The organism is uncultured Actinobacillus sp. (assembly GCF_945915845.1).
Lineage (GTDB): Bacteria > Pseudomonadota > Gammaproteobacteria > Enterobacterales > Pasteurellaceae > Exercitatus.
Window position 1 is genome coordinate 21,716 of sequence record NZ_CAMEFX010000006.1, and the last position, 21,327, is coordinate 43,042.

Sequence of the window (21,327 nt, forward strand, 5' to 3'; positions counted from 1 at the left end):
TTGAATGACTAATCTCTTACTGCAACAACGAAATATCCGCCACCTGTAAGAACAAGTTACGTAAGTTGTTTAGAATTGCTTGACGGTTTTGGCGAAGTTTTGGATCTTCGGCATTAACCATCACTTTATCGAAGAAGTTATCCACCACTTCACGTAAACCGGCTAAGCGGTCAAGTGCGGTTTGATATTCGCCTTTTTCAAACAGTGGCGCAAGCTCTGCTTGTAATGTAATTACTTGTTCTGCAAGGGCTTTTTCTTCCGCTTCCACTAATAAAGTGCGGTCGATTTCTGATGAGATTTCGCCTTCTACTTTCGCCAAAATGTTGCTCACACGTTTATTCGCTGCCGCCAATGCTTCTGCACTGTCTAAGGTGCGGAAATGCGACACTGCACGCACACGCGCATCAAAATCTGCCGGGCGAGTTGGACGGCGAGCAAGTACCGCTTGGATAACGTCCACCGCAATGCCTTCATCTTGATACCACGCACGGAAACGACCGAGCATAAAGTCCACCACTTCTTCTACAACATTGCTATTGGTGAGTTTGTCGCCAAACAATTTCGCTGAAGTTGCCACTAAATCGCTCAGATCAAGCGGTAAGTTTTTCTCTACAATAATGCGTAACGCACCAAGTGCCGCACGGCGTAAAGCGAATGGGTCGGCACTGCCTTTCGGTTGCTGACCGATACCAAAAATCCCTGTGAGCGTATCGAATTTATCCGCTAATGCAACAGAACTTGCCACCAGCGATTTCGGTAACTCATCGCCTGCAAAGCGTGGCATATATTGCTCGTTCAACGCCACCGCCACTTCTTCATCTTCGCCATCGTGACGAGCATAGTGCATACCCATTACGCCTTGCGTATCGGTAAATTCAAACACCATATTGGTCATTAAGTCACATTTCGACAACAAGCCGGCACGTTTCGCCTTGGTTTCATCGGCACCAATTTGTTTTGCAATTTCGCCTGCAAGCTGTTCAATGCGAGCGGTTTTGTCACGCAATGTACCAAGTTGTTGTTGGAACAACACTGTTTCTAAACGTGGTAACTGATCTTCCAAACGCTGTTTTAAGTCGGTTTTGAAGAAGAATTCCGCATCGGTCAAACGTGGACGCACCACTTTTTCGTTCCCTTCGATGATTTTGCTTGGATCTTCAGGGTTGATGTTCGACACAAAGATAAAGTGCGGTAACAATTTGCCCTCTTTATCGTAAATCGGGAAGTATTTTTGGTCGCCTTTCATTGTGTAAACCAAGGCTTCCGCAGGCACAGCAAGGAAACGCTCTTCAAACTTCGCCGCCAACACGTTCGGATATTCCACCAAAGACGTCACTTCGTCTAACAAGTCTTCTTCAATATCCGCCACGCCACCTAAAGCGGTCGCTTTTTCTTGGGCTTTTGCAAGAATTAACGCTTTACGCTCGTTGAAGTCCGCAACCACTGAGCCTTTTTCTTTCAACAAAGCAGGGTATTGATCGGCGTGGCTGATTTGGAACTCACGCTCGCCTAAGAAACGGTGACCACGAACGGTTGTACCGCTTGCCACACCTAAAATTTCGCCTTCGATCAGCTCATCGCCCAACAATAAAGTCACTGTGTGAACAGGACGCACGAACTGCTCGGTTTTATCGCCCCAACGCATTGTTTTCGGGATAGGTAATTTCGCCAATGCATTGCTAATCATACCGACTAACAAGTTTTTGGTCGGCTGACCTTCGATCACCGCACGGTGAACCAGCCATTCGCCTTTATCGGTAGCAATACGCTCCGCCTGCTCAACGGTAATGCCACAGCCTTTCGCCCAGCCTTCCGCCGCTTTGGTCGGCTTACCTTCCGCATCAAACGCCGCCGACACCGCCGGACCACGTTTTTCCACTTCTTTGCTTGGCTGTGCAGTCGCAAGCCCCAATACTTTCACCGCTAAACGGCGTGGTGCCGCAAACCATTCCACTTTGTCAAAGCTCAAACCTGCTTGGTTTAATTCCGCTTCAACATTCTCCGCAAACGCGGTCGCTAATTTTTTGAGTGCCTTCGGTGGCAGCTCTTCTGTGCCGATCTCGGCGAGGAAGTTTTGTGTTGTCATTGTTAATTTCTCATTAAAGCTGTCTTATTAAAAAATTTTTTAAATTATTTAAATTTAAGGGGTATAAATTTATTTTATGCTTTTTCTTTTTTTGAAATATTCCATTTTTAAAGAATAATTCATACTTCGGTTCAACAGATAATTCATCAGATACATCTATTGTTCCAGTGAAATCTAGTTTTAGATTCAAATTAAAATATCCACATTGGGCACCAATATCTAAGTCTATCCAATCATATTGATGTATTAAGAAAGACTCTTTAGCTACTACATTATTAAGAGTTGGATAATTCTCTGAATCAATAATCAAATGTCTAAGATAAAGTTGATCATTTAATACGGCATAAAAGCAGAAAAAACTATCAATTTTACTACGGTGTTGAGATAGAATGAATCCATAATTCTCTGGATTAAATATATGACGATTCCATATTCTATATTCATATGTATCATCAGCACTAAAAGTAAGTTTTCCGTATGAATGAATGACCATTTTGATATCTATAATACCTAATTTTCAATGTAAGTCTTTTCGGCTCCGTGACCAAAATTCAAATCATAGATTTTCTTTTGATATATTCCTAACTCTTTTAATAATGAATCACTATTAGAAGTAGAATGGAAACGATATCTCCATCTACCATTCTTTGTTTGAAACCTTTCATAGCGGGTAACTTTGTAGGCAGATACGACTAAATTCTCTCCACCTGTATTTACGCCGATAATATATTGAATTTTATCTGCTTTTTCTTTCGCTAAAATCCAATTTCCTAATGTTCTAGATTTTAAATTAGTGTCATCAAAATTCTGTAATGTAAAATTAAGGCTATCATTTTTGGATAATTCTAAAGCATTTTTAATTTTAACGACTAAAATTAAACCTGTTGCATTAATCTTATTTTTAGAAATTTGCATTTTTATTTTCTCCACTATTTCCCCATACTGACGTATGGGGTTACCCATAGTGCGGTTGCTCCGCAACCTATTTACTTGTCGCAGAGCGACAACACTATGCTTAACCTAGTACGTTAGTGCTAGGTTGTACCGTAAATCTCTGCTTCGCCCTTTCCACCGCCAAATGTAACCGTTGTTCCAGCACTTCTTTACTCGGTAAGACCGTGGTGTATTCGGCAATATGAATATCCGACTGTTTTAAATCCAACAACTCCACTTGCTCTTGCTTTTTCGATGTGCAAAGAATAATCCCAAGCGGTGGATTTTCATCGGCTTCTTGCTCATATTTTGCTAACCACGCCAAATATAATTCCATTTGGCTTTTATGGGCGTGTTTAAAGGCTTCTGTTTTAAGCTCAATGGCAATCAAGCGTTTGAGTTTCCGATTATAAAACAGCAAGTCGATATAAAAATCATCATTGTCAATCTGAATACGTTTTTGACGAGCGACAAAAGTAAAACCTGCTCCCAATTCCAATAAGAATTGTTCGATCTCTCGTAAAATCGCATCTTCCAGATCTTTTTCCATATAACGATCATTAAGATCAAGAAAATCCAAAATATAAGGATCTTTTAACACTAATGATTGATTATACTCGCCTTTTTCTCTTAATAACGCCAGCTCTTGCACAATGGTTTCATCAGGCTTCTTAGAAATTGCTGTGCGTTCAAATAACAGTGAACCAATACGATCATCGAGTGTTCTTACCGACCATCTTTCCTGTGCTGCCATTGTGGCGTAGAAATCACGTTTTATTGGGTCGTCAATAACAAAAAGTTTAGTAAAATGTGTCCAGCTCAATTTTGCAATCAGTGATTGCAAAATCTCAATATCAGGAAATTGTGATGCAAATTGCATCATATATCCTAAATTTCTTTTACTCCAACCTTTCCCAAACTGCTTGGTTAAATGAGTAGATAATTTAGGAATAATATCTTCCCCATATTTTGCACGCTCACCCTGCAAAATATAATCATTAATCCGCTTGCCAATATGCCAGTAAAGCAACGTTAATTCTGCATTCACAGCCACCGTCATTCTCTGTTTAGACGAATGAATTAACTGGCTGATTTCAGTGATAAATGTTTTTGAATGTTCAGCTTGTGTGATTAACTGCTTTTCTGTCATATCGTTTCCTTTATTGGATCCGCAATCTTTTTAGCTTGTAACTGAGCGACAATTCTATGTTTAACCTAGTACGTCAGTACTAGGATATGAACTCTCTTAGATAAAGCTACATTATTCGCCTTTTCAACGCCAATTCAATTCGGTACGCAGTGAGTTCCGAATTTGAGACGCACTGCGTCTCGAATTGAAAAAATTTGCAAAAGATCTGTGAAATTATACCGCTTGTTATCCCCATACTAACGTATGGGGTTACGCATAGTGCGGTTGCTCCGCAACCTATTGTGTTTGTCGCAGAGCGACAACACTATGCTTAACCTAGTACGTCAGTGCTAGGGGTAACTCAAAGATAACTCACTTTATTTTCATTTACCTTAATCAACTTTTTCTGAGCTAATTGCTCAATAATTTTAGGGAGCAATTTTTCTGCTTCTTTTTTATCAACGCCTCTCAGACAGGTTTGACTACGAATATGATTTTTTAGTTTTTCTAGTGTTGCCGGTAAATGACGCTTTTCAATTTTTACCACAAACGCCTTAAATTCTTGAGCTACCTGAATAATCTTTTCTTTTTCTGCATTATTTACATTCGTTACTTGACTAGGCAATAACGGCAAAGCGATCTTTTCTTCAGTTTGGTTAATCGCTTTTCTAAAACAAATTCTCGGTTCTCGTTGGTGTTGAATAAATTGGCAAATACCATCAAAACCTTTGTCATTCGATAAAATATGAAACTCAATATTTTTATCGGTGCTTATATCTAACTTGCCTAAATAATAAGTAAGATGAAAATCTACATTATTTTTTGAAATATCTTTTACAGTAATTAAGGTAATGTTTATTTCATCATTAAATTTTTCGGTTAAACGCAATTGGTTATTTACCGAACCGATAAATAAAAAAGTGCGGTCATATTCTTGTAAATTTAAACCGTCTAATGAATTCACATTTTCATAATCAATAAAAGCGTATTTCATTAGATTTACTCCTTTACTTTATTATTCATCCATCAAGTCAATTATGCACGCAGTGCGTGCACAATTAAAAATTGCCATAACCTATTTTACTTGTCGCAGAGCGACAACACTATGCTTAACCTAGTACGTCAGTGCTAGGGGTAACTCAGCTAAATCCAACACCACTCTCTCATCTTCCAACACCAACGCAGGAATGCCGATATAGCCATTGGCTTTGGCGTTATCAAAAGCAGGGTGGTTATCGCGAAGTTTTAAAAAAGCTTTTAAATTTGCACCGCCTGTTGTCATTTCGCGTTCTTCGTAGTCAATACCAAGACGTTGTAATTCAGCGACAAACGGGGCGGTATCAGGACACCAGTGGGCGAAATATAAAACTGGTTTTGTCATATTGAACTCCATTATCTTTCTGATTTAACCTTTAAACTGTTCTGTAAAATTTGTTGGAAGCGGTTGTATTCACACAGACCTTTACTATCCAATGAACAATCCGCTAATTCTAATCTTGCTCTATAAGGAGGTGTAGATAAATTTAACGGAGTAAGGTTTATTAGCTGTTCTGTTGTTTGATAAACGTACTCTAAGCGAAATTGTCTCTGTCCACTATTCTTATGTTTCCAAACTTCAAAGAACAATTTTCCTCCGATTGGAATATTTTCTAACGAGTTTTCTAATTCATAGGGTTTTACATTTAGCGCTGCGAGCAAAGCCACTATATTAGAGTCATGTCCCACCAGTAAAATAATTTTATTCTCGCTGTTTAATTGTTGCTGAATAAGTTGTAAAAGTGGCTGAGAAACATTTTGTGCTAGAGCCTGATTTCCTTTAAATAAAGTTCGATAATAAGCATTTTTGATTTCGTTAATTGCTTGCCATTTCTCTTGAGTATCGATCTTTCCATCGGCAATATCAGAGCTAGGTTTACCAACATAATGAGCAAGAAGCAATGCACTCACAATTTTCTTTGCGGTACTAATTGCCCCTGTAATTTTTACTGATTTATTATCTTGAATCCTATATTCACCAAGTTTTTCGCCTAAATCACACTGATTTTTTTGGAGACAATTAGTTGAATGACGATAATCAATCAGTTCACTTAATAAAGCATAATGTGGTTTAAGTTGCTGTTGTAATGTAATTAAATCAATATTACGCTTAGCTTGTTCAATAAGTATTTCATCTGGTTGATGAGCCACTGCATCAAAAATAGGATCTTTTTCTGTCCCCACTTCGCCTTGATGTTGTAAATTAACAGAACAACCAGAAAATGCTCCACTAATAATAGCTTGCCCGGTCGCAACAGTACGTTGTACGCTATTAGCATAAGCCCAAATGCCTTTACCCGTTGCACAACGTTCTGTTGTCAGTAATCCTTTTTGAGCTAGCCATTGTCCAATATATTGTCCAAAGTAAGTTTCTAAAATGGTTCCTTTAGCCGTTAAATAGCCCGAAGGTACATCCCATTTAGCCCATGAATAAGGAGAATATTTCTCCATTTCTTTAGGATCTTTTTCTACTGGTGAACGTAATCCGTGCCGGCTAAAGATCAATACTTTATCCAACTCATATTCATCTAATGATAAATCATTTAGCTGTTCGGCTACGACACTATTTGCAAACACAGATGTGCAGAAAATAGCGGTTAAATATCGAAATACTTTTGCAGGATAACATTTCATAATTAGGCTCCTCATTTATTCTATTCGGATTTCGCCGCCAATGCTGTTGGGTTTGGCATAGGCTCAGCAATTTTAGTCAAACGGTTACGATCCGTATGATGGAATGGTTCAGGATAATTTGGGATAATCATTACTGTATCTTGTTCATAAGACCAAGTACCGTCATCATTGATTTTTACCTTAATGGTATAGCTTTCAGTCGTAAAGTTCTGTTCAATAAATGGGTTTGAAATAATGCCATTTGTCAGCGAGCCACGTACGGCTTTCACGGTAAATTCTTTCGCATCTGCTGGTGCATTACCTGTTGCCATCAGCGTTTGCCCACGAGGAATACTGATTGTAAAAAGAATGTTACCTGTTGCGGGTTCCCACAACCAATAGCCCACTTGATCGTGGAAGGTTTCAACCTCATTTGGCTGCACAATACGAGTATGATAGCGTAAGCCATAAAACAACTGAGGACCATTTGTTTGAGCATCAATAGGCTGTAATTCAACATGCTCAATATAGGGATCTTTTTCTGCGCCTTCGGCTTTTGGATTAACATCTAGCCCGCGTTTACCTTCCCACACGCCAGCCATTGCCGTTAAAGGACCTAAATTGGCTAAGGTGTTTACATCCGGCTCCGCTTCTGTATAAATATCTTTTGGATATTGATAGGCTGCCATCTCTTCCTCTTTTTGTTCTTTATATCTGCACTTATAAAGTCGGTTTAGTGGCTTGCAACGCAGGATATTTCTCATTCATCATTGCCGCCCAAGCGGTCAGATTTGGGAAATCTTTTGCTAAATCATAGCCTGTATTATCTGGGCGGAACTGCCACCAATCAATTAAGCAAACGGCGGTTAATGTGCCGATATTTAACTCATCGCCAAATTCTGCCAGCTTTTCTTCAAGCTGTTTAAAGCTACGAATATTTCGATCCATCAACTGTTGATGACGTGCTTTCCACCACTCATTTTCTGGGCGAAAACGGCGTTCAGTGACAATGGTTGGCGTAGTGTTTTCCAAGATACCTTCGACCAATGCGTGCAAACTTAATACACGCCAACGCTTTTCGTCTTTTGGAAATAACGTTGGTTGCGATCCCATTTCATCTAAATACTGGCTGATTAGAAAACTGCCAAACAGCCATTCACCGTTTTCCATTTGTAACGCAGGAATACGCCCTAACGGATTGTCTTTGTTATGTGGCGAGTCGGGGTCAAATGAGTTGGTAATACGCAACATCTCCACTTGATTTTCCAGTTGATGATATTTCAATGTCGCTACCGCTTTGCGAGCAAACGAGCTAGTTGTTGAGTACCAAAGTTTCATTTTCTCCCTCCTTCCTTATTTTTTACAACCCGGGAACCCTAACGCTTCACGGCTTGCATAGTACGCTTCTGCTACGCCTTTGGTTAAGGTGCGAATGCGTAAAATATAGCGTTGGCGTTCGGTTACAGAGATCGCTTTGCGAGCGTCAAGTAAGTTAAAACTGTGTGCCGCTTTTAAGATACGCTCGTAAGCCGGCAATGGTAACGGTTTTTCTAATGCTAATAACTCTTGCGCTTCTTTTTCGTATTGATCGAAACAGTAGAATAAGAAATCCGTATTGGCATATTCAAAGTTGTAAGTCGATTGTTCCACTTCGTTTTGGTGGAACACATCGCCGTAGGTGGTTTTGCCAAGCGGGCCGTCCGACCAAACAAGATCGTACACGCTGTCCACGCCTTGAATGTACATTGCTAAACGTTCTAGGCCGTAAGTAATTTCGCCCGTTACCGGTTTACACTCTAAACCGCCCACTTGTTGGAAGTAGGTGAATTGGGTCACTTCCATCCCGTTTAGCCACACTTCCCAACCTAAGCCCCACGCGCCTAACGTTGGGTTTTCCCAGTTGTCTTCCACAAAACGAATGTCGTTTTGCGTTGGGTCGAAGCCTAACATTTTCAGGCTGTCTAAATAGAGTTCTTGAATGTTATCCGGTGACGGTTTGATTACCACTTGGAATTGATAATAGTGTTGTAAACGGTTCGGGTTTTCGCCATAGCGACCGTCAGTCGGACGGCGTGAAGGCTGAACGTAAGCAAACGCCATCGGCTCAGGGCCAAGCGCGCGCAAACAGGTCATCGGGTGAGATGTACCCGCACCCACTTCCATATCGAATGGTTGAACCACAGTACAACCTTGGTTTGCCCAGTAATCTTGCAGGGCTAAAATCATACCTTGGAAAGTTTTAACATTAAATTTTGTGTTCATAATAATATAATCTTCTAAAGGCTATAAAAAATGTGGGTTATTATAGCGTAAATCAAACGAAAAGTGCGGTCAGAAAAAGAGATATTTTTCTAACCGCACTTGAGAAATGCTCACCGTCTATAAATTAAATACTGCGTGTTCCTAATTGGAAGATAACGACTTCTGCTTGACAACTAAAAGTAAATGTTGCTTTTAATAAGAAACCGCTCTCTACCGGACTAATTTCACTTTGAATTTGGCAAGGCTCGCTTTCTACATCACGTGCCTTTTGTGTTAATTTTACTAACACTTCTTCAGCTTCTGCTTGCGTTTCATAAACTCGCTCAAAAGGTGCCACCACTTCGCTGTTATCTAAAATTGAGCCAACATCAAAAGTATTACAGCCTACGCATTCAATTGGGGTTTCATTTTTCATATTGTTTCTACCATATTGTTTATATTAAGGGCTTAACTTTACTCCTAAAATTAGCAAGGATCAAGCTATTGCAATATCTATCTAACTTGGATAAACCTTTTTCAATATACAAAAAAATAACCGCACTCTCAAATCCCTTTGACAGTGCGGTTCACCTTAATTATCTTTTTATCAAAGATAGTGCATAATTCTTTACGCTTTTGGGCCTGCAGCAACTAATGCTTTGCCCTCATCAGTAACAGTATATTTCTCGAAGTTTTTCGCGAAACGTCCAGCTAAATCTTTTGCTTTTTCTTCCCATTGTGCTTTATCTGCATAAGTATCACGTGGATCTAAAATTGCAGGGTCAACACCCGGTAAGGCTTTTGGAATGGCAAAGTCAAATATCGGTAATGAACCCATTTCAGCTTTATCAATTGAACCATCCAAAATTGCATCAATAATACCGCGAGTATCTTTAATTGAGATACGTTTACCTGTGCCGTTCCAACCTGTGTTTACTAAGTACGCTTCTGCACCGGCTGCTTGCATGCGTTTCACTAACACTTCCGCATATTGTGTTGGGTGTAAGCTTAAGAATGCTGCACCGAAACACGCTGAGAATGTAGGTGTAGGTTCAGTAATACCACGTTCTGTACCTGCTAATTTCGCCGTGAAACCGGATAAGAAATAATATTTAGTTTGTTCCGGCGTTAATTTAGACACAGGCGGTAATACCCCAAATGCATCAGCTGATAAGAAAATTACTTTTGTTGCATGACCTGCTTTTGATGGAACCACGATATTTTGAATATGGTTAATAGGGTATGAAACACGTGTATTTTCTGTTTTTGAACCATCGTCATAATCAACGCTACCATCAGGGCGAACCACCACGTTTTCTAATAAGGCATCACGTTTGATCGCACCATAAATATCAGGTTCATTTTCAGCTGAAAGTTTAATGGTTTTCGCGTAGCAACCCCCTTCAAAGTTGAACACACCGTGATCGTCCCAACCGTGTTCATCGTCACCAATTAATTTACGTTTTGGATCCGTTGAAAGTGTGGTTTTACCTGTACCTGATAAACCGAAGAATACTGCCACATCACCGTCTTCACCTACGTTTGCAGAACAGTGCATTGACGCAATACCTTTTAATGGTAAGAAGTAGTTCATCATCGAGAACATCCCTTTTTTCATCTCACCACCGTACCAAGTACCACCGATTAATTGAAGACCTTCAGTAATATTGAATGCCACAAAGTTTTCGCTGTTTAAACCTTGTTCTTTCCAATTTGGGTTTGTGCATTTCGCCCCATTCATTACCACGAAATCAGGTTTAAAATTCGCTAATTCTTCCGCCGTTGGACGAATAAACATATTGGTTACAAAATGCGCTTGCCATGCCACTTCAGTAACAATACGCACCGCTAAACGGGTATCTTCATTGGCACCGCAGAACGCATCCACCACAAACAAGCGTTTGCTTGAAAGTTGTTTTGTCACTAATTCTTTCAGACTTTGCCATGTAGCTTGATTCATCGGTTTATTGTCATTTTTCGCCGCATCGCTTGTCCACCAAACCGTATCTTTGGTTTTTTCGTCTAATACGATATATTTATCTTTTGGAGAACGACCTGTGAAGATCCCTGTATTTACAGCAACCGCACCTTGAGTGGTTACCACACCTTTCTCAAAGCCTTCTAATTCAGGTTTAGTTTCTTCTTCAAAAAGAAATTCGTAAGATGGGTTGTGTACTACTTCTTTCACATCATAAATGCCCAAGTCACCAAGTTCTTTGATTAATTTGTCAGTCATACATCACCTCTATTAAGTGTAAAAATTTGAAATTTAAATTACGAAACTGGGAGCTATTCTATCGGGTTTTCTACCTAAAAAATGTTAACTAGATCTCATTTTTGAAAAGAAATAAAAAAATTTTGAGATGATTTGAATGAATTTTGTTCAAACAAAAGAAAAGTGTGAAAAAAAAGTGCGGTCAAAATAACCGCACTCAGATTACTAACAAAGCTCATTTTTGAGAAATAACCTAGCACGAGCCGTGCTAGGTTCGTTAAGCCCAGCCCCGCTGGGGCTGAATAGAAGAGCCGCAGAGCGGCTCAGATTAAGTAACCCTATACGGCTCGTATAGGGTAGGTCATCGGTCTGAGTGTGGTCAAAATAACCGCACTTTGGGAAATGACAATATCCTACGCATCTGCTTGCGCTTTGAGTTTATTAATCGCGTCTTTGTTAAAGAAATAATGCGTTCCACAACATTCACATTGCATATCAATACTGCCTTGATGTTCCGCTAAAATTTCATCTAATTCTGCTTCAGAGATTAACATTAACGCTGCGCCCGAACGTTCAGCTGAACAACCGCAATGGAATTTCACCGCTTGTGGCGGATAAATTTCCACGGTTTCTTCGTGATACAAACGATAAAGCATTTCCTCTGCCGTTAAACCAAAGATTTCTTCATCTTTTACCGTAGCGGTTAAGGTGGCTAAATGCTCAAAATCTTCCGGCGTTCCCTGTCCGTCAGGCATAATTTGTAACAACATCCCTGCGGCAACAGGTTGTCCTTCAAATTCCCCCGTGCGAATAATCAGTTGCGTTTGCAGTTGTTCCGAACGAACAAAATAGTCTTCTAAACATGCTGTAATCGTTGGTTTATCTAATGCCACCACGCCTTGATAACGCTCGCCTTCCTTTGGTGCAATGGTAATAACCAGCACGCCCTTACCAATCATTTGTTGTAAGGTCATTTCATCTTGAATGTCGCCATCCACACGTGCCAAGGCACGGATTTCTTGATTGTCAGTGCCATTCACCAAAGCTAACTTTAACGGTCCATCGCCTTGAATTTGCACCGTGATATTGCCGTTAAATTTTAGGGTTGCCGTTAATAAATTTGTGGCTACCATCATCTCGCCCAATAAATTTTGCACCGGCGTTGGATAATGATGCGTATTGAGTGTATCCGTAAACGTTTGGTTTAAACGCACCCATTCACCACGCACCGCGCGGTTTTGGAATAGGTAACGATAAAGTTTGTCATTGTCTTGTTTGTAAGTCATTTTTGTTTGTTCCTAATGTAAATCTGTTGTTTGCCCATCGGGTGAAACCCAATAAAAACTACTCTCCCCACTCCTTAAACCGCAATAAATCCCGTCTTTCTTTTTTATTCGGGCGGCGGTCCGGGTGTGGCATGGTGTTCATTTTTCTGGCTAAGGCAAGTTTTTCTCGATTTTCGATACTTTGTGCGGTTTCTTCATAAAGCAATTGTGCTTCAGGCGCGCCGCAGCGTTGGGTTGAAAGTGCGGTGACTTTTATTTCTTTTTCATCATTGCCTTGGCGTAATTTAATGGTAGCGCCAATTTCTACGGTTTTGTTTGGCTTAGTGCGTTGTCCGTTGTAATGCACCTTGCCACCGTCAATCATTTCTTTGCAAAGGGTTCGGGTTTTGTAAAAACGTGCTGCCCAAAGCCATTTATCTAAACGGACGTCATCGTCTTTTTCGTCCTGTAGATTTTTCGAGTTTTTCGCCATAACTTTTCCTTAACGCAGAATGTCGCTTATGGTATCGTTATTCCTAATTTTGTCAAATAAGAGAACATCAATGAGCAAACAATTACCTGAAATTTTGAATATCTCGGTGGCGGCAAAAAGCCGTATTTTTGAAATTCAATCTGTTGATCTTAAATTTTCCAATGGTGCATTGCGAACCTATGAACGTTTTCGACCTGCCACGCGTGCGGCGGTGATGGTTTTGCCTATTGATGGCGATGATTTGCTAATGGTGCGCGAATATGCCGTTGGCACAGAACGCTATGAACTGGGCTTTTGCAAAGGTTTAATGGAACAAGGCGAAAGTATGGCGCAAAGTGCCAACCGCGAAATGCAAGAAGAATTGGGCTTAGGCGCAAAAGAATTTACCTTTTTACGTACCGTTAATTCCAATTTAACCTTTATGAATGCTCAAATGCATATTCTGGTGGCGCGTGATTTTTATCCGTCTCAACTGGAAGGCGATGAACCTGAGCCGTTGGAACCGGTGCGTATTCCGCTAAGCGACATTGATAAATTGCTTGCAGACAGTGATTTTATGGAAGCGCGCAATTTGGTAGCGTTATATGCGCTGAGAGATTATTTGAGTAGTCTGAAAGTGCGGTAAAAATTTCATTATTTTTAACCGATTGATATTGTTTTTTTTTAACACTTAAAGTATAATGTTCTTGCCCTAAAGTTAATCGCTTTGGGTATTCACAAGAATGTCATAGGAGAACATTATGAAAAAAATCTTATTGTCAGCAGGTTTATTAATGACTGCACTTTCTGTTAATGCCGCCGATTTACATCCTGCTTGTGAAGCTTATTTCAAGGATCTTGACGCTTATTTAGAAAAAGCGCCGGCAGAAATGAAAACACAAATGGAACAAAGTAAAGCTCAATACGCTGCTATCCCTGCGCAAGCACAGGAACAGGCTTGTAAACAAGCACAAGAACAGCTAAAACAATTACCAAAAATGTAGTTTATTTTGGAAATTTGAGGGTGAATTCAGGTTCACCCTTTTTATTTAAGTTAAGAACGCGCGACATTCAACGCAGAAAAACTTTGTGACACAGGCATGATTTCAATGCGGTTGATATTCACGTGAGCAGGCTGTTGAGAGATCCACAAAATCGTATTGGCAATATCTTCAGGCTGAATTGCTTGTGTGCCCGCATAAACACTTGCGGCTTTTTCATCATCCCCTTTAAAACGGACATTGGAAAATTCTGTGCCACCACATAAGCCCGGTTCCACATTGGTGACGCGAATGGCGGTGCCGGCTAAATCTGCCCGTAAGTTCAAACTAAATTGTTCCACAAAGGCTTTTGTGGCACCGTAAACATTGCCGCCCGGGTAAGGATAGGTGCCCGCAATAGAGCCTAAATTAATGATATGTCCCTGATTGCGCGCGACCATTTGCGGCAAAATTTGGCGTGTTAAATAAGCCAAGCCGATAACGTTAGTTTGGATCATGGTTAACCAATCATCGAAATTCGCTTTATGGGCAGGTTCCAACCCCAATGCCAAACCCGCATTATTGACAAGCAAATCAATTTGCGCCCAATCCGTGGGTAAGGTTGCCAGCGCCGCATCTACCTTTGCCGTATCCGACACATCCATTTGCAAGGGATAAAAATTTTCTCCCAGTTCTGCTTTTAATGCCTCCAATTTATCTAAACGGCGTGCCGCGCCAATGACGGAAAAACCTGCTTGCACAAAAGCACGGCAAATAGCCTTACCAAACCCTGCTGATGCACCTGTAACTAAAATCACCATAATCTCCTCCTTGTCATTTTGTTTTATTAAAATAGCAGTACGCAAACGTTTGCGTCAAGTGAATTTTGAAAAATAGCCCGCTTGGGCTTGTATTCGCCTTTTGCTTGAAATTTTGCTAAACTTGACCGCACTTTTGCGCCATTTTAGGATCTTTTATGTCCCAAATTATCCTTTCCGAAGCTTTACTCAACGCTGTGCTTGCCATTGCTCAACAAGCCGGTGAACATATTCGCCGATTTTACGGAAATTCTGTGGAAATTCATCAAAAATCGGATAATACGCCCGTGACGGAAGCCGATTTATTTGTCAGTCAATTTGTCACTGAACAACTTCAGTTACTCACCCCCAATATTCCCGTTTTGTCCGAAGAAAATTGTGAGATTTCGTTGAATGAACGAGAAAAATGGGCGCAATATTGGTTAATTGATCCCCTTGATGGTACGCAACAATTTATCGATGGAACAGGGCAATTTTCAGTGATGATTGCGTTGGTTGAGCATAATCAGCCCGTGCTTGGAATAATTTGCGCACCAATTTTAGATTGCACCTATTACGCCATGAAAGGATCTGGCGCATTTAAACAATCCCAAAACATCACGCAAGCGTTGCCCAAACGCCATATCAATTTAACCCACCCCCTCAAAATTGCCGTAGGTAGCGCAAAGAAAATTGAACAAGTGCGGTCGTTTTTAAACCCCAATTTTGACTATGAATTTCAAGTTTTTGGTTCCAGCGGTTTAAAAGGTGCACGCGTTGCGGAAGGCATTGCCGATTGTTATGTGCGGTTAGGCAAAACAGGCGAATGGGACACCGCGGCGGCGCAAGTGATTTTAAGCGAAACAAAGGGCATTATTTTTGACCGCACTTTTTCGCCATTAACTTACAACCAACGAGACATTTTAACCAATCCTGATTTTATAATGTGTGCTGACGATAGCATCGATTGGCAAAAAATCTTTCAAAAGCCATAAAACTCAGGCATTATACGCAAACTCGGAATTTTAAAATTAATAGAGATAATAAAGAATGCAAACAGAAAATAATTGTATCGTGATTTTCGGCGCGTCCGGCGATTTAACGCACCGCAAATTAATTCCTGCCTTGTACAACCTGTACAAAATTGGGCGTTTATCGGAGCATTTTTCTGTGCTTGGTGTGGCACGAACAGAAATGTCAGATGAAGTGTTCCGTGAAAAAATGCGCGCCGCCTTAATTGAATATGAAAAAGCCGAAGGGGAAACCCTTGAGAATTTCTGTTCTCATCTTTATTATCAAGCGGTGAACACCGCTGATGCGACAGACTACGGTAAATTATTACCGCGCTTAGATGATTTACATGATAAATATCAAACCGCTGGAAATACCCTTTACTACCTTTCCACACCACCAAGCCTATATGGCGTTATTCCGGAATGTTTAGCGGCTCACGGTTTAAATACGGAAGAATATGGCTGGAAACGCCTGATAGTGGAAAAACCTTTTGGCTATGACATCAAAACCGCCAAAGAATTAGACATCCAAATTCACCGCTTCTTTGAAGAGCATCAAATTTATCGTATCGACCATTATTTAGGCAAAGAAACCGTACAAAATTTATTGGTGCTACGTTTCTCAAATGGTTTATTTGAGCCGCTTTGGAACCGTAATTTTATTGATTATATTGAAATCACGGGAGCGGAATCCTTAGGTGTAGAGCAACGTGGCGGTTATTATGACGGTTCAGGTGCGATGCGCGATATGTTCCAAAACCATTTATTGCAAGTGTTAGCCATGGTGGCAATGGAACCCCCTGCCATTATTAACGCGGATTCTATGCGTGATGAAGTGGCAAAAGTATTGCATTGTTTACATCCGTTAAGCGAAGAAGATTTAAAACATAATTTAGTTTTAGGGCAATATATCCGCGCAGAAATGGACGGTAAAACCGTTAACGGTTACTTGCAAGAAACCGGCGTGCCAGCAGATTCTAATACGGAAACTTATATGGCTTTACGCTGTGAAATTGATAACTGGCGTTGGGCGGGCGTGCCGTTCTATGTACGCACAGGAAAACGCTTGCCAACGCGCGTAACAGAAGTGGTGATTCATTTTAAAACCACCCCACACCCTGTATTTAGCCAAAACGCCCCTGAAAATAAACTGATTATTCGCATCCAACCCGATGAAGGGATTTCAATGCGTTTCGGTTTAAAACAACCCGGCGCAGGCTTTGAAGCCAAAGAAGTTTCTATGGACTTCCGTTATTCTGATTTAAGCTCGGCAGCAAATTTAATGACGGCGTACGAACGTTTATTGTTAGACGCCATGAAAGGCGATGCAACCCTCTTCTCTCGTACTGACGCAGTACACGCTTGCTGGAAATTTGTGCAACCTATTTTAGATTACAAAGCCGCCAATGGTCGTGTTTACGAATATGAAGCCGGCACATGGGGCCCGAAAGAAGCGGATAAACTCATTGCGCGCGAAGGTCGCGTATGGCGCAAACCTTCAGGCATGATGAAGAAAAAAGTGTAAACGTAGGGGAAAACAAATATGAACTACATCACATTCCCAACCGCTCAAAGTGCGGTGGAAAAAATTGCACAAGAATTTGCGTTATATAGCCAATTAAACCGCCCAGTACATATTTCATTATCAGGCGGAAGTACACCAAAACTGCTATTTAAAACCCTTGCGCAAGAGCCGTATAAAAGCCAAATTCAATGGCAAAATCTCCATTTTTGGTGGGGCGATGATCGTATGGTTTCGCCACAAGATCCTGAAAGCAATTACGGCGAAGTGCAAAAATTACTGTTCGATCATATCCAAATCCCGGCGGAAAATATCCACCGTATCCGTGGTGAAGAGTCTGTTGAGTCAGAGCTTAAACGTTTTGAGCAAGAGCTAAGTGCGGTCATTCCGCATAGCGTTTTTGACTGGATTATTTTAGGGATGGGCACAGACGGACATACGGCATCTTTATTCCCACATCAAACGGATTTCAATGATCCGAATTTAGCTGTGATTGCCAAACACCCTGAAACAGGGCAAATCCGCATTTCCAAAACCGCTAAATTGATTGAACAAGCAAAACGCATTACTTATTTAGTCACTGGGGCAAGCAAAGCGGAAATTCTCAAAGAAATCCAAACCACCCCAGCAGAAAACCTGCCTTACCCAGCGGCAAGAATTAAAGCGAAAAATGGCGTAACGGAATGGTATTTGGATAAGGATGCGGCGAAGTTGTTGTAAAAAAACACGTTAATTTTTAAGCGATTATCGGAGTTAGATATGGATTTAATCAACAGCAGTTATCTTTTAGAAATTAAACAAATTCTCGCCCATGCACGCCAAAAGGCTTATACCGCTGTCAATTCAGCAATGGTTGAAGCCTATTGGAAAATTGGCGAACGCATTGTTTTGGAAGAACAAAATGGGGCTGATCGGGCGGCTTATGGGAAAGAGATTATTAAAAATCTTTCCCTTGAATTAACGAATGAATTTGGAGCCGGTTTTGGAGAACGTAATATCCGAAATTTCCGCCAGTTTTATTTGATGTTCCAAGATTTAGAGATTTGGAAATCAGTGATTTCCAAATTGACGTGGACACATATTCAACGCACTTTAAAAATCAGTAACGACAAAGCTCGTCTTTATTATCTAAAAGAAGCGGCTGAAAATAATTGGTCGGTAAGAACCCTTGATCGCAACATTTCTACGCTGTATTACGACCGCTTGTTGGCAAGCCAAGATCAAAGTATCGTCAAAGCGGAGATGTTAGAAAAATCTGTGCCATTACAAGCTAGCGATTTGATTAAATCGCCTACTGTTTTGGAATTTTTGAATTTGCCTACCAACTTGGCATACACCGAAGCAGAGCTAGAAAAAGCGTTAATTGATAATCTGCAACAATTTATGTTGGAACTGGGCAAAGGCTTTGCTTTCGTGGCTCGCCAACAATGTATCCGTACCGAAACGTCCGATTTCTTTATTGATTTGGTCTTTTACAATTACATTTTAAAATGCTTTGTGATCGTTGAGTTGAAAACAGAAAAACTCACTCATCAAGACATTGGGCAACTGGATATGTATGTGCGAATGTACGATGATTTGCAAAAACGCTCTGATGATAACCCCACTATCGGCTTGTTACTTTGCACCGAAACCGATAGCGTGGTGGCGAAATATTCGGTATTGAACGATAGCTCGCAGCTTTTTGCCAGCAAATATATGGCATATTTACCGTCAGAAGAAGAATTGGTGCGAGAAATTGAAAATCAGAAGATGATTTTTGAGCAAAATCATAGTTAGGAAAAATGATGTCAATACTGGCTTATATTTTAACAACCCTTGTCGCCCTTGAGCATTTCTACATTATGTATTTGGAAATGTTTGCATTAAACAGCCCAAAGGCAAGGCAGATTTTTAATTTAGATGAACAAACAGCAAGCAATCCTAAAATTCAGTTGTTGTTTGCTAATCAAGGGTTATATAACGGATTTTTAGCTGCAGGGATTATTTTTTCCCTTTGTATTCAACAAAGTGCGGTCACTTATTTCTTTTTAAGTTGCGTGATTGTCGCCGCAGTTTATGGGGCGATAAGTGCGAAGAATAAAGGAATTTTGATTAAACAGGGATTGCCGGCGATGTTGGCGTTAGTGGCAAATTTACTCACATAGAGCTAATAATGAACTTAAACCAAAAAGTTTTTACAGCACTTCAAAATAGTGAAACAGGTGAAGTGAGCAACCAAACCCAGTTTCATTATTATCAACAAGATAAAATGATTTGGGCTGAATATTCGGGTGGTGAAATTTTAAAAGGTTTTTTAATCGGAAAATGGATAAATGCCTCACAAATTGAGTTTACTTACCAACATTTAAACCAAAAACTAGAAAATCGACTTGGACGTTGTGTCACAACATTTGAAGTAGAGAATGGCAAATTAATAGGGACAGAACATTGGCAATGGTTAGATACCCTTGAGCAAGGTTCTTCATTAATTAAAGAAATTTAAAGTGCGGTCAATTTTCCGCAAATAAGTTTAACAATCCAACAGGAGCAAAAAATGTCAGTAAAAGGCGATATCGGCGTTATCGGTTTAGCGGTAATGGGTCAGAACCTTATTTTAAATATGAACGACAACGGCTTTAAAGTCGTGGCGTATAACCGTACTACGTCAAAAGTGGACGAGTTTTTAGAAGGTGCGGCGAAAGGCACGAATATTATCGGGGCGTATTCGTTAGAAGATTTAGCCGCGAAATTAGAAAAACCACGCAAAGTGATGTTAATGGTGCGTGCGGGTGAAGTGGTCGATCAATTTATTGATGCATTATTACCGCACTTAGAAGAAGGCGACATCATCATTGATGGCGGTAACTCAAACTACCCGGATACAAACCGCCGTGTGAAAGCGTTAGCGGAAAAAGGCATTCGCTTTATCGGTTCGGGTGTATCGGGCGGTGAAGAAGGGGCACGTCACGGGCCTTCTATTATGCCGGGCGGTAATGAAGAAGCTTGGCAATATGTGAAACCGATTTTCCAAGCGATTTCAGCGAAAACCGACAAAGGCGAGCCTTGCTGTGACTGGGTAGGCAAAGAAGGGGCTGGTCATTTCGTGAAAATGGTACACAACGGTATTGAATACGGCGATATGCAATTAATCTGTGAAGCCTACCAGTTCTTAAAAGACGGTTTAGGTTTAAGCTATGATGAAATGCAAGCAATCTTTGCGGAATGGAAAAAAACTGAACTTGACAGCTATTTGATTGATATTACAACGGATATTTTAGGTTACAAAGACACAGACGGCACACCGTTAGTGGAAAAAATCCTTGATACCGCAGGTCAAAAAGGTACAGGTAAATGGACGGGGATCAACGCATTAGATTTCGGTATTCCATTAACTTTAATCACCGAGTCAGTATTTGCTCGTTGCGTATCTTCATTCAAAGATCAACGTGTTGCCGCATCTAAACTGTTCAACAAAACCATCGGCAAAGTTGAAGGCGACAAACAAGTTTGGATCGAAGCGGTGCGTAAAGCGTTATTAGCATCAAAAATTATCTCTTACGCACAAGGCTTTATGCTTATTCGTGAAGCGTCTGAAAACTTCGGTTGGGACATCAACTACGGTGCAACAGCGTTATTATGGCGTGAAGGTTGTATCATTCGTAGCCGTTTCTTAGGCAACATTCGTGATGCTTACGAAGCGAACCCGGATTTAGTGTTCTTAGGTTCAGATGCCTATTTCAAAGGCATTTTAGAAAACGCATTAAGCGACTGGCGTAAAGTGGTAGCAAAATCTATCGAAGTGGGTATCCCAATGCCTTGTATGGCAAGTGCGATTACCTTCTTAGATGGTTATACCTCTGAGCGAGTGCCTGCAAACTTACTTCAAGCACAACGTGACTACTTCGGCGCACACACTTACGAGCGTACCGACAAACCTCGTGGCGAGTTCTTCCACACTAACTGGACAGGTCGTGGTGGAAATACGGCATCGACTACGTATGATGTGTAGTTTCTTGTCATCTAAATAACATCAAAACTGACCG

24 protein-coding genes are annotated in these 21,327 nt (G+C 40.7%); 9 read left to right on the top strand and 15 right to left on the bottom strand.

What is annotated here, in order from left to right:
* Positions 1-16 precede the first annotated feature (16 nt).
* The 14 genes from glyS to hslR all read right to left on the bottom strand — a co-directional run bounded on the left by glyS (position 17) and on the right by hslR (position 13,011).
* The gene (gene glyS, locus Q0O89_RS03000) at positions 17-2,086 is read right to left on the bottom strand and encodes a glycine--tRNA ligase subunit beta (protein WP_293730280.1); all 2,070 of its coding nucleotides are present in this window, start codon (positions 2,084-2,086) and stop codon (positions 17-19) included.
* 13 nt (positions 2,087-2,099) lie between these two features.
* A complete protein-coding gene (locus tag Q0O89_RS03005) occupies positions 2,100-2,579 on the bottom strand; it encodes a hypothetical protein (RefSeq protein ID WP_293730281.1) in 480 nt (159 codons plus the stop codon).
* 17 nt (positions 2,580-2,596) lie between these two features.
* Positions 2,597-3,001, bottom strand: a complete 405-nt coding sequence (locus tag Q0O89_RS03010; RefSeq protein ID WP_293730282.1) for a hypothetical protein — start codon at positions 2,999-3,001, stop codon at positions 2,597-2,599.
* Between the two features lie 100 nt (positions 3,002-3,101).
* Positions 3,102-4,169, bottom strand: a complete 1,068-nt coding sequence (locus Q0O89_RS03015; RefSeq protein WP_293730283.1) for a PDDEXK nuclease domain-containing protein — start codon at positions 4,167-4,169, stop codon at positions 3,102-3,104.
* A gap of 340 nt (positions 4,170-4,509) precedes the next feature.
* Entirely contained in the window at positions 4,510-5,142 is a 633-nt protein-coding gene (locus Q0O89_RS03020) for a PIN domain-containing protein (RefSeq protein ID WP_273395700.1), read from the bottom strand.
* Between the two features lie 120 nt (positions 5,143-5,262).
* A complete protein-coding gene (locus tag Q0O89_RS03025; protein WP_293730284.1) occupies positions 5,263-5,529 on the bottom strand; it encodes a hypothetical protein in 267 nt (88 codons plus the stop codon).
* A gap of 11 nt (positions 5,530-5,540) precedes the next feature.
* Positions 5,541-6,818: a histidine-type phosphatase gene (locus Q0O89_RS03030; RefSeq protein WP_293730285.1), complete on the bottom strand. Its 1,278-nt coding sequence runs from the start codon at positions 6,816-6,818 to the stop codon at positions 5,541-5,543.
* A 20-nt stretch (positions 6,819-6,838) separates the two neighbouring features.
* A complete protein-coding gene (locus Q0O89_RS03035) occupies positions 6,839-7,486 on the bottom strand; it encodes a heme-binding beta-barrel domain-containing protein (RefSeq protein ID WP_293730286.1) in 648 nt (215 codons plus the stop codon).
* A 31-nt stretch (positions 7,487-7,517) separates the two neighbouring features.
* Positions 7,518-8,135 (bottom strand): glutathione S-transferase family protein, encoded by a 618-nt coding sequence (locus Q0O89_RS03040; protein WP_005820395.1) that lies wholly within the window; start codon positions 8,133-8,135, stop codon positions 7,518-7,520.
* A 15-nt stretch (positions 8,136-8,150) separates the two neighbouring features.
* Positions 8,151-9,059 (bottom strand): glycine--tRNA ligase subunit alpha, encoded by a 909-nt coding sequence (glyQ, locus tag Q0O89_RS03045; RefSeq protein WP_293730287.1) that lies wholly within the window; start codon positions 9,057-9,059, stop codon positions 8,151-8,153.
* A gap of 124 nt (positions 9,060-9,183) precedes the next feature.
* Positions 9,184-9,474: a YfcZ/YiiS family protein gene (locus Q0O89_RS03050; protein WP_293730288.1), complete on the bottom strand. Its 291-nt coding sequence runs from the start codon at positions 9,472-9,474 to the stop codon at positions 9,184-9,186.
* A 192-nt stretch (positions 9,475-9,666) separates the two neighbouring features.
* Positions 9,667-11,274 carry a phosphoenolpyruvate carboxykinase (ATP) gene (gene pckA / locus Q0O89_RS03055; RefSeq protein ID WP_273393993.1) on the bottom strand — a complete coding sequence of 536 codons (1,608 nt, stop codon included), beginning with the start codon at positions 11,272-11,274 and terminating at the stop codon, positions 9,667-9,669.
* Positions 11,275-11,666: 392 nt separating this feature from the next.
* A complete protein-coding gene (hslO, locus tag Q0O89_RS03060; RefSeq protein ID WP_293730289.1) occupies positions 11,667-12,539 on the bottom strand; it encodes an Hsp33 family molecular chaperone HslO in 873 nt (290 codons plus the stop codon).
* Positions 12,540-12,597: 58 nt separating this feature from the next.
* Complete coding sequence (gene hslR, locus Q0O89_RS03065; protein WP_293730290.1) at positions 12,598-13,011, bottom strand: ribosome-associated heat shock protein Hsp15; 414 nt, start codon at positions 13,009-13,011, stop codon at positions 12,598-12,600.
* Positions 13,012-13,081: 70 nt separating this feature from the next.
* On the opposite strand from hslR, the gene nudE reads away from it, so the two are divergent.
* Together nudE and Q0O89_RS03075 are read left to right on the top strand one after the other, a co-directional pair.
* Positions 13,082-13,636: an ADP compounds hydrolase NudE gene (gene nudE / locus Q0O89_RS03070; RefSeq protein WP_293730291.1), complete on the top strand. Its 555-nt coding sequence runs from the start codon at positions 13,082-13,084 to the stop codon at positions 13,634-13,636.
* Positions 13,637-13,751: 115 nt separating this feature from the next.
* Positions 13,752-13,994: a DUF5339 family protein gene (locus tag Q0O89_RS03075; protein WP_293730292.1), complete on the top strand. Its 243-nt coding sequence runs from the start codon at positions 13,752-13,754 to the stop codon at positions 13,992-13,994.
* Between the two features lie 50 nt (positions 13,995-14,044).
* Here Q0O89_RS03075 and Q0O89_RS03080 read toward each other — a convergent pair whose 3' ends face one another.
* The gene (locus Q0O89_RS03080) at positions 14,045-14,791 is read right to left on the bottom strand and encodes an SDR family oxidoreductase (protein WP_293730293.1); all 747 of its coding nucleotides are present in this window, start codon (positions 14,789-14,791) and stop codon (positions 14,045-14,047) included.
* Between the two features lie 155 nt (positions 14,792-14,946).
* On the opposite strand from Q0O89_RS03080, the gene cysQ reads away from it, so the two are divergent.
* From cysQ to gnd, 7 genes are read left to right on the top strand one after another with little or no spacing between them, the layout of a single operon-like run.
* Positions 14,947-15,762 carry a 3'(2'),5'-bisphosphate nucleotidase CysQ gene (gene cysQ / locus Q0O89_RS03085; protein ID WP_293730294.1) on the top strand — a complete coding sequence of 272 codons (816 nt, stop codon included), beginning with the start codon at positions 14,947-14,949 and terminating at the stop codon, positions 15,760-15,762.
* A 55-nt stretch (positions 15,763-15,817) separates the two neighbouring features.
* Positions 15,818-17,305 (top strand): glucose-6-phosphate dehydrogenase, encoded by a 1,488-nt coding sequence (zwf, locus tag Q0O89_RS03090; RefSeq protein WP_293730295.1) that lies wholly within the window; start codon positions 15,818-15,820, stop codon positions 17,303-17,305.
* 18 nt (positions 17,306-17,323) lie between these two features.
* Positions 17,324-18,022 carry a 6-phosphogluconolactonase gene (gene pgl, locus Q0O89_RS03095; protein ID WP_293730296.1) on the top strand — a complete coding sequence of 233 codons (699 nt, stop codon included), beginning with the start codon at positions 17,324-17,326 and terminating at the stop codon, positions 18,020-18,022.
* Positions 18,023-18,061: 39 nt separating this feature from the next.
* The gene (locus Q0O89_RS03100; RefSeq protein ID WP_293730297.1) at positions 18,062-19,081 is read left to right on the top strand and encodes a PDDEXK nuclease domain-containing protein; all 1,020 of its coding nucleotides are present in this window, start codon (positions 18,062-18,064) and stop codon (positions 19,079-19,081) included.
* Between the two features lie 8 nt (positions 19,082-19,089).
* Entirely contained in the window at positions 19,090-19,449 is a 360-nt protein-coding gene (locus tag Q0O89_RS03105) for a DUF1304 domain-containing protein (RefSeq protein ID WP_293730298.1), read from the top strand.
* A gap of 5 nt (positions 19,450-19,454) precedes the next feature.
* On the top strand, positions 19,455-19,787 hold the full coding sequence (locus Q0O89_RS03110; RefSeq protein WP_273384630.1) for a n-acetylglutamate synthase: 333 nt from the start codon (positions 19,455-19,457) through the stop codon (positions 19,785-19,787).
* A gap of 51 nt (positions 19,788-19,838) precedes the next feature.
* Positions 19,839-21,293 carry a decarboxylating NADP(+)-dependent phosphogluconate dehydrogenase gene (gene gnd / locus Q0O89_RS03115; protein WP_273392107.1) on the top strand — a complete coding sequence of 485 codons (1,455 nt, stop codon included), beginning with the start codon at positions 19,839-19,841 and terminating at the stop codon, positions 21,291-21,293.
* The last annotated feature ends 34 nt before the right edge of the window (positions 21,294-21,327 follow it).

Coding starts and splice junctions, on each gene's coding strand:
- cysQ (WP_293730294.1), top strand. CDS start 14,947: ATGTCCCAAATTATCCTTTCCGAAGCTTTACTCAACGCTGTGCTTGCC.
- Q0O89_RS03080 (WP_293730293.1), bottom strand. CDS start 14,791: ATGGTGATTTTAGTTACAGGTGCATCAGCAGGGTTTGGTAAGGCTATT.
- Q0O89_RS03105 (WP_293730298.1), top strand. CDS start 19,090: ATGTCAATACTGGCTTATATTTTAACAACCCTTGTCGCCCTTGAGCAT.
- glyS (WP_293730280.1), bottom strand. CDS start 2,086: ATGACAACACAAAACTTCCTCGCCGAGATCGGCACAGAAGAGCTGCCA.
- Q0O89_RS03015 (WP_293730283.1), bottom strand. CDS start 4,169: ATGACAGAAAAGCAGTTAATCACACAAGCTGAACATTCAAAAACATTT.
- Q0O89_RS03075 (WP_293730292.1), top strand. CDS start 13,752: ATGAAAAAAATCTTATTGTCAGCAGGTTTATTAATGACTGCACTTTCT.
- zwf (WP_293730295.1), top strand. CDS start 15,818: ATGCAAACAGAAAATAATTGTATCGTGATTTTCGGCGCGTCCGGCGAT.
- Q0O89_RS03030 (WP_293730285.1), bottom strand. CDS start 6,818: ATGAAATGTTATCCTGCAAAAGTATTTCGATATTTAACCGCTATTTTC.
- hslO (WP_293730289.1), bottom strand. CDS start 12,539: ATGACTTACAAACAAGACAATGACAAACTTTATCGTTACCTATTCCAA.
- pgl (WP_293730296.1), top strand. CDS start 17,324: ATGAACTACATCACATTCCCAACCGCTCAAAGTGCGGTGGAAAAAATT.
- Q0O89_RS03100 (WP_293730297.1), top strand. CDS start 18,062: ATGGATTTAATCAACAGCAGTTATCTTTTAGAAATTAAACAAATTCTC.
- nudE (WP_293730291.1), top strand. CDS start 13,082: ATGAGCAAACAATTACCTGAAATTTTGAATATCTCGGTGGCGGCAAAA.
- Q0O89_RS03025 (WP_293730284.1), bottom strand. CDS start 5,529: ATGACAAAACCAGTTTTATATTTCGCCCACTGGTGTCCTGATACCGCC.
- glyQ (WP_293730287.1), bottom strand. CDS start 9,059: ATGAACACAAAATTTAATGTTAAAACTTTCCAAGGTATGATTTTAGCC.
- hslR (WP_293730290.1), bottom strand. CDS start 13,011: ATGGCGAAAAACTCGAAAAATCTACAGGACGAAAAAGACGATGACGTC.
- Q0O89_RS03035 (WP_293730286.1), bottom strand. CDS start 7,486: ATGGCAGCCTATCAATATCCAAAAGATATTTATACAGAAGCGGAGCCG.
- Q0O89_RS03010 (WP_293730282.1), bottom strand. CDS start 3,001: ATGCAAATTTCTAAAAATAAGATTAATGCAACAGGTTTAATTTTAGTC.
- Q0O89_RS03040 (WP_005820395.1), bottom strand. CDS start 8,135: ATGAAACTTTGGTACTCAACAACTAGCTCGTTTGCTCGCAAAGCGGTA.
- gnd (WP_273392107.1), top strand. CDS start 19,839: ATGTCAGTAAAAGGCGATATCGGCGTTATCGGTTTAGCGGTAATGGGT.
- Q0O89_RS03005 (WP_293730281.1), bottom strand. CDS start 2,579: ATGGTCATTCATTCATACGGAAAACTTACTTTTAGTGCTGATGATACA.
- Q0O89_RS03020 (WP_273395700.1), bottom strand. CDS start 5,142: ATGAAATACGCTTTTATTGATTATGAAAATGTGAATTCATTAGACGGT.
- pckA (WP_273393993.1), bottom strand. CDS start 11,274: ATGACTGACAAATTAATCAAAGAACTTGGTGACTTGGGCATTTATGAT.
- Q0O89_RS03050 (WP_293730288.1), bottom strand. CDS start 9,474: ATGAAAAATGAAACCCCAATTGAATGCGTAGGCTGTAATACTTTTGAT.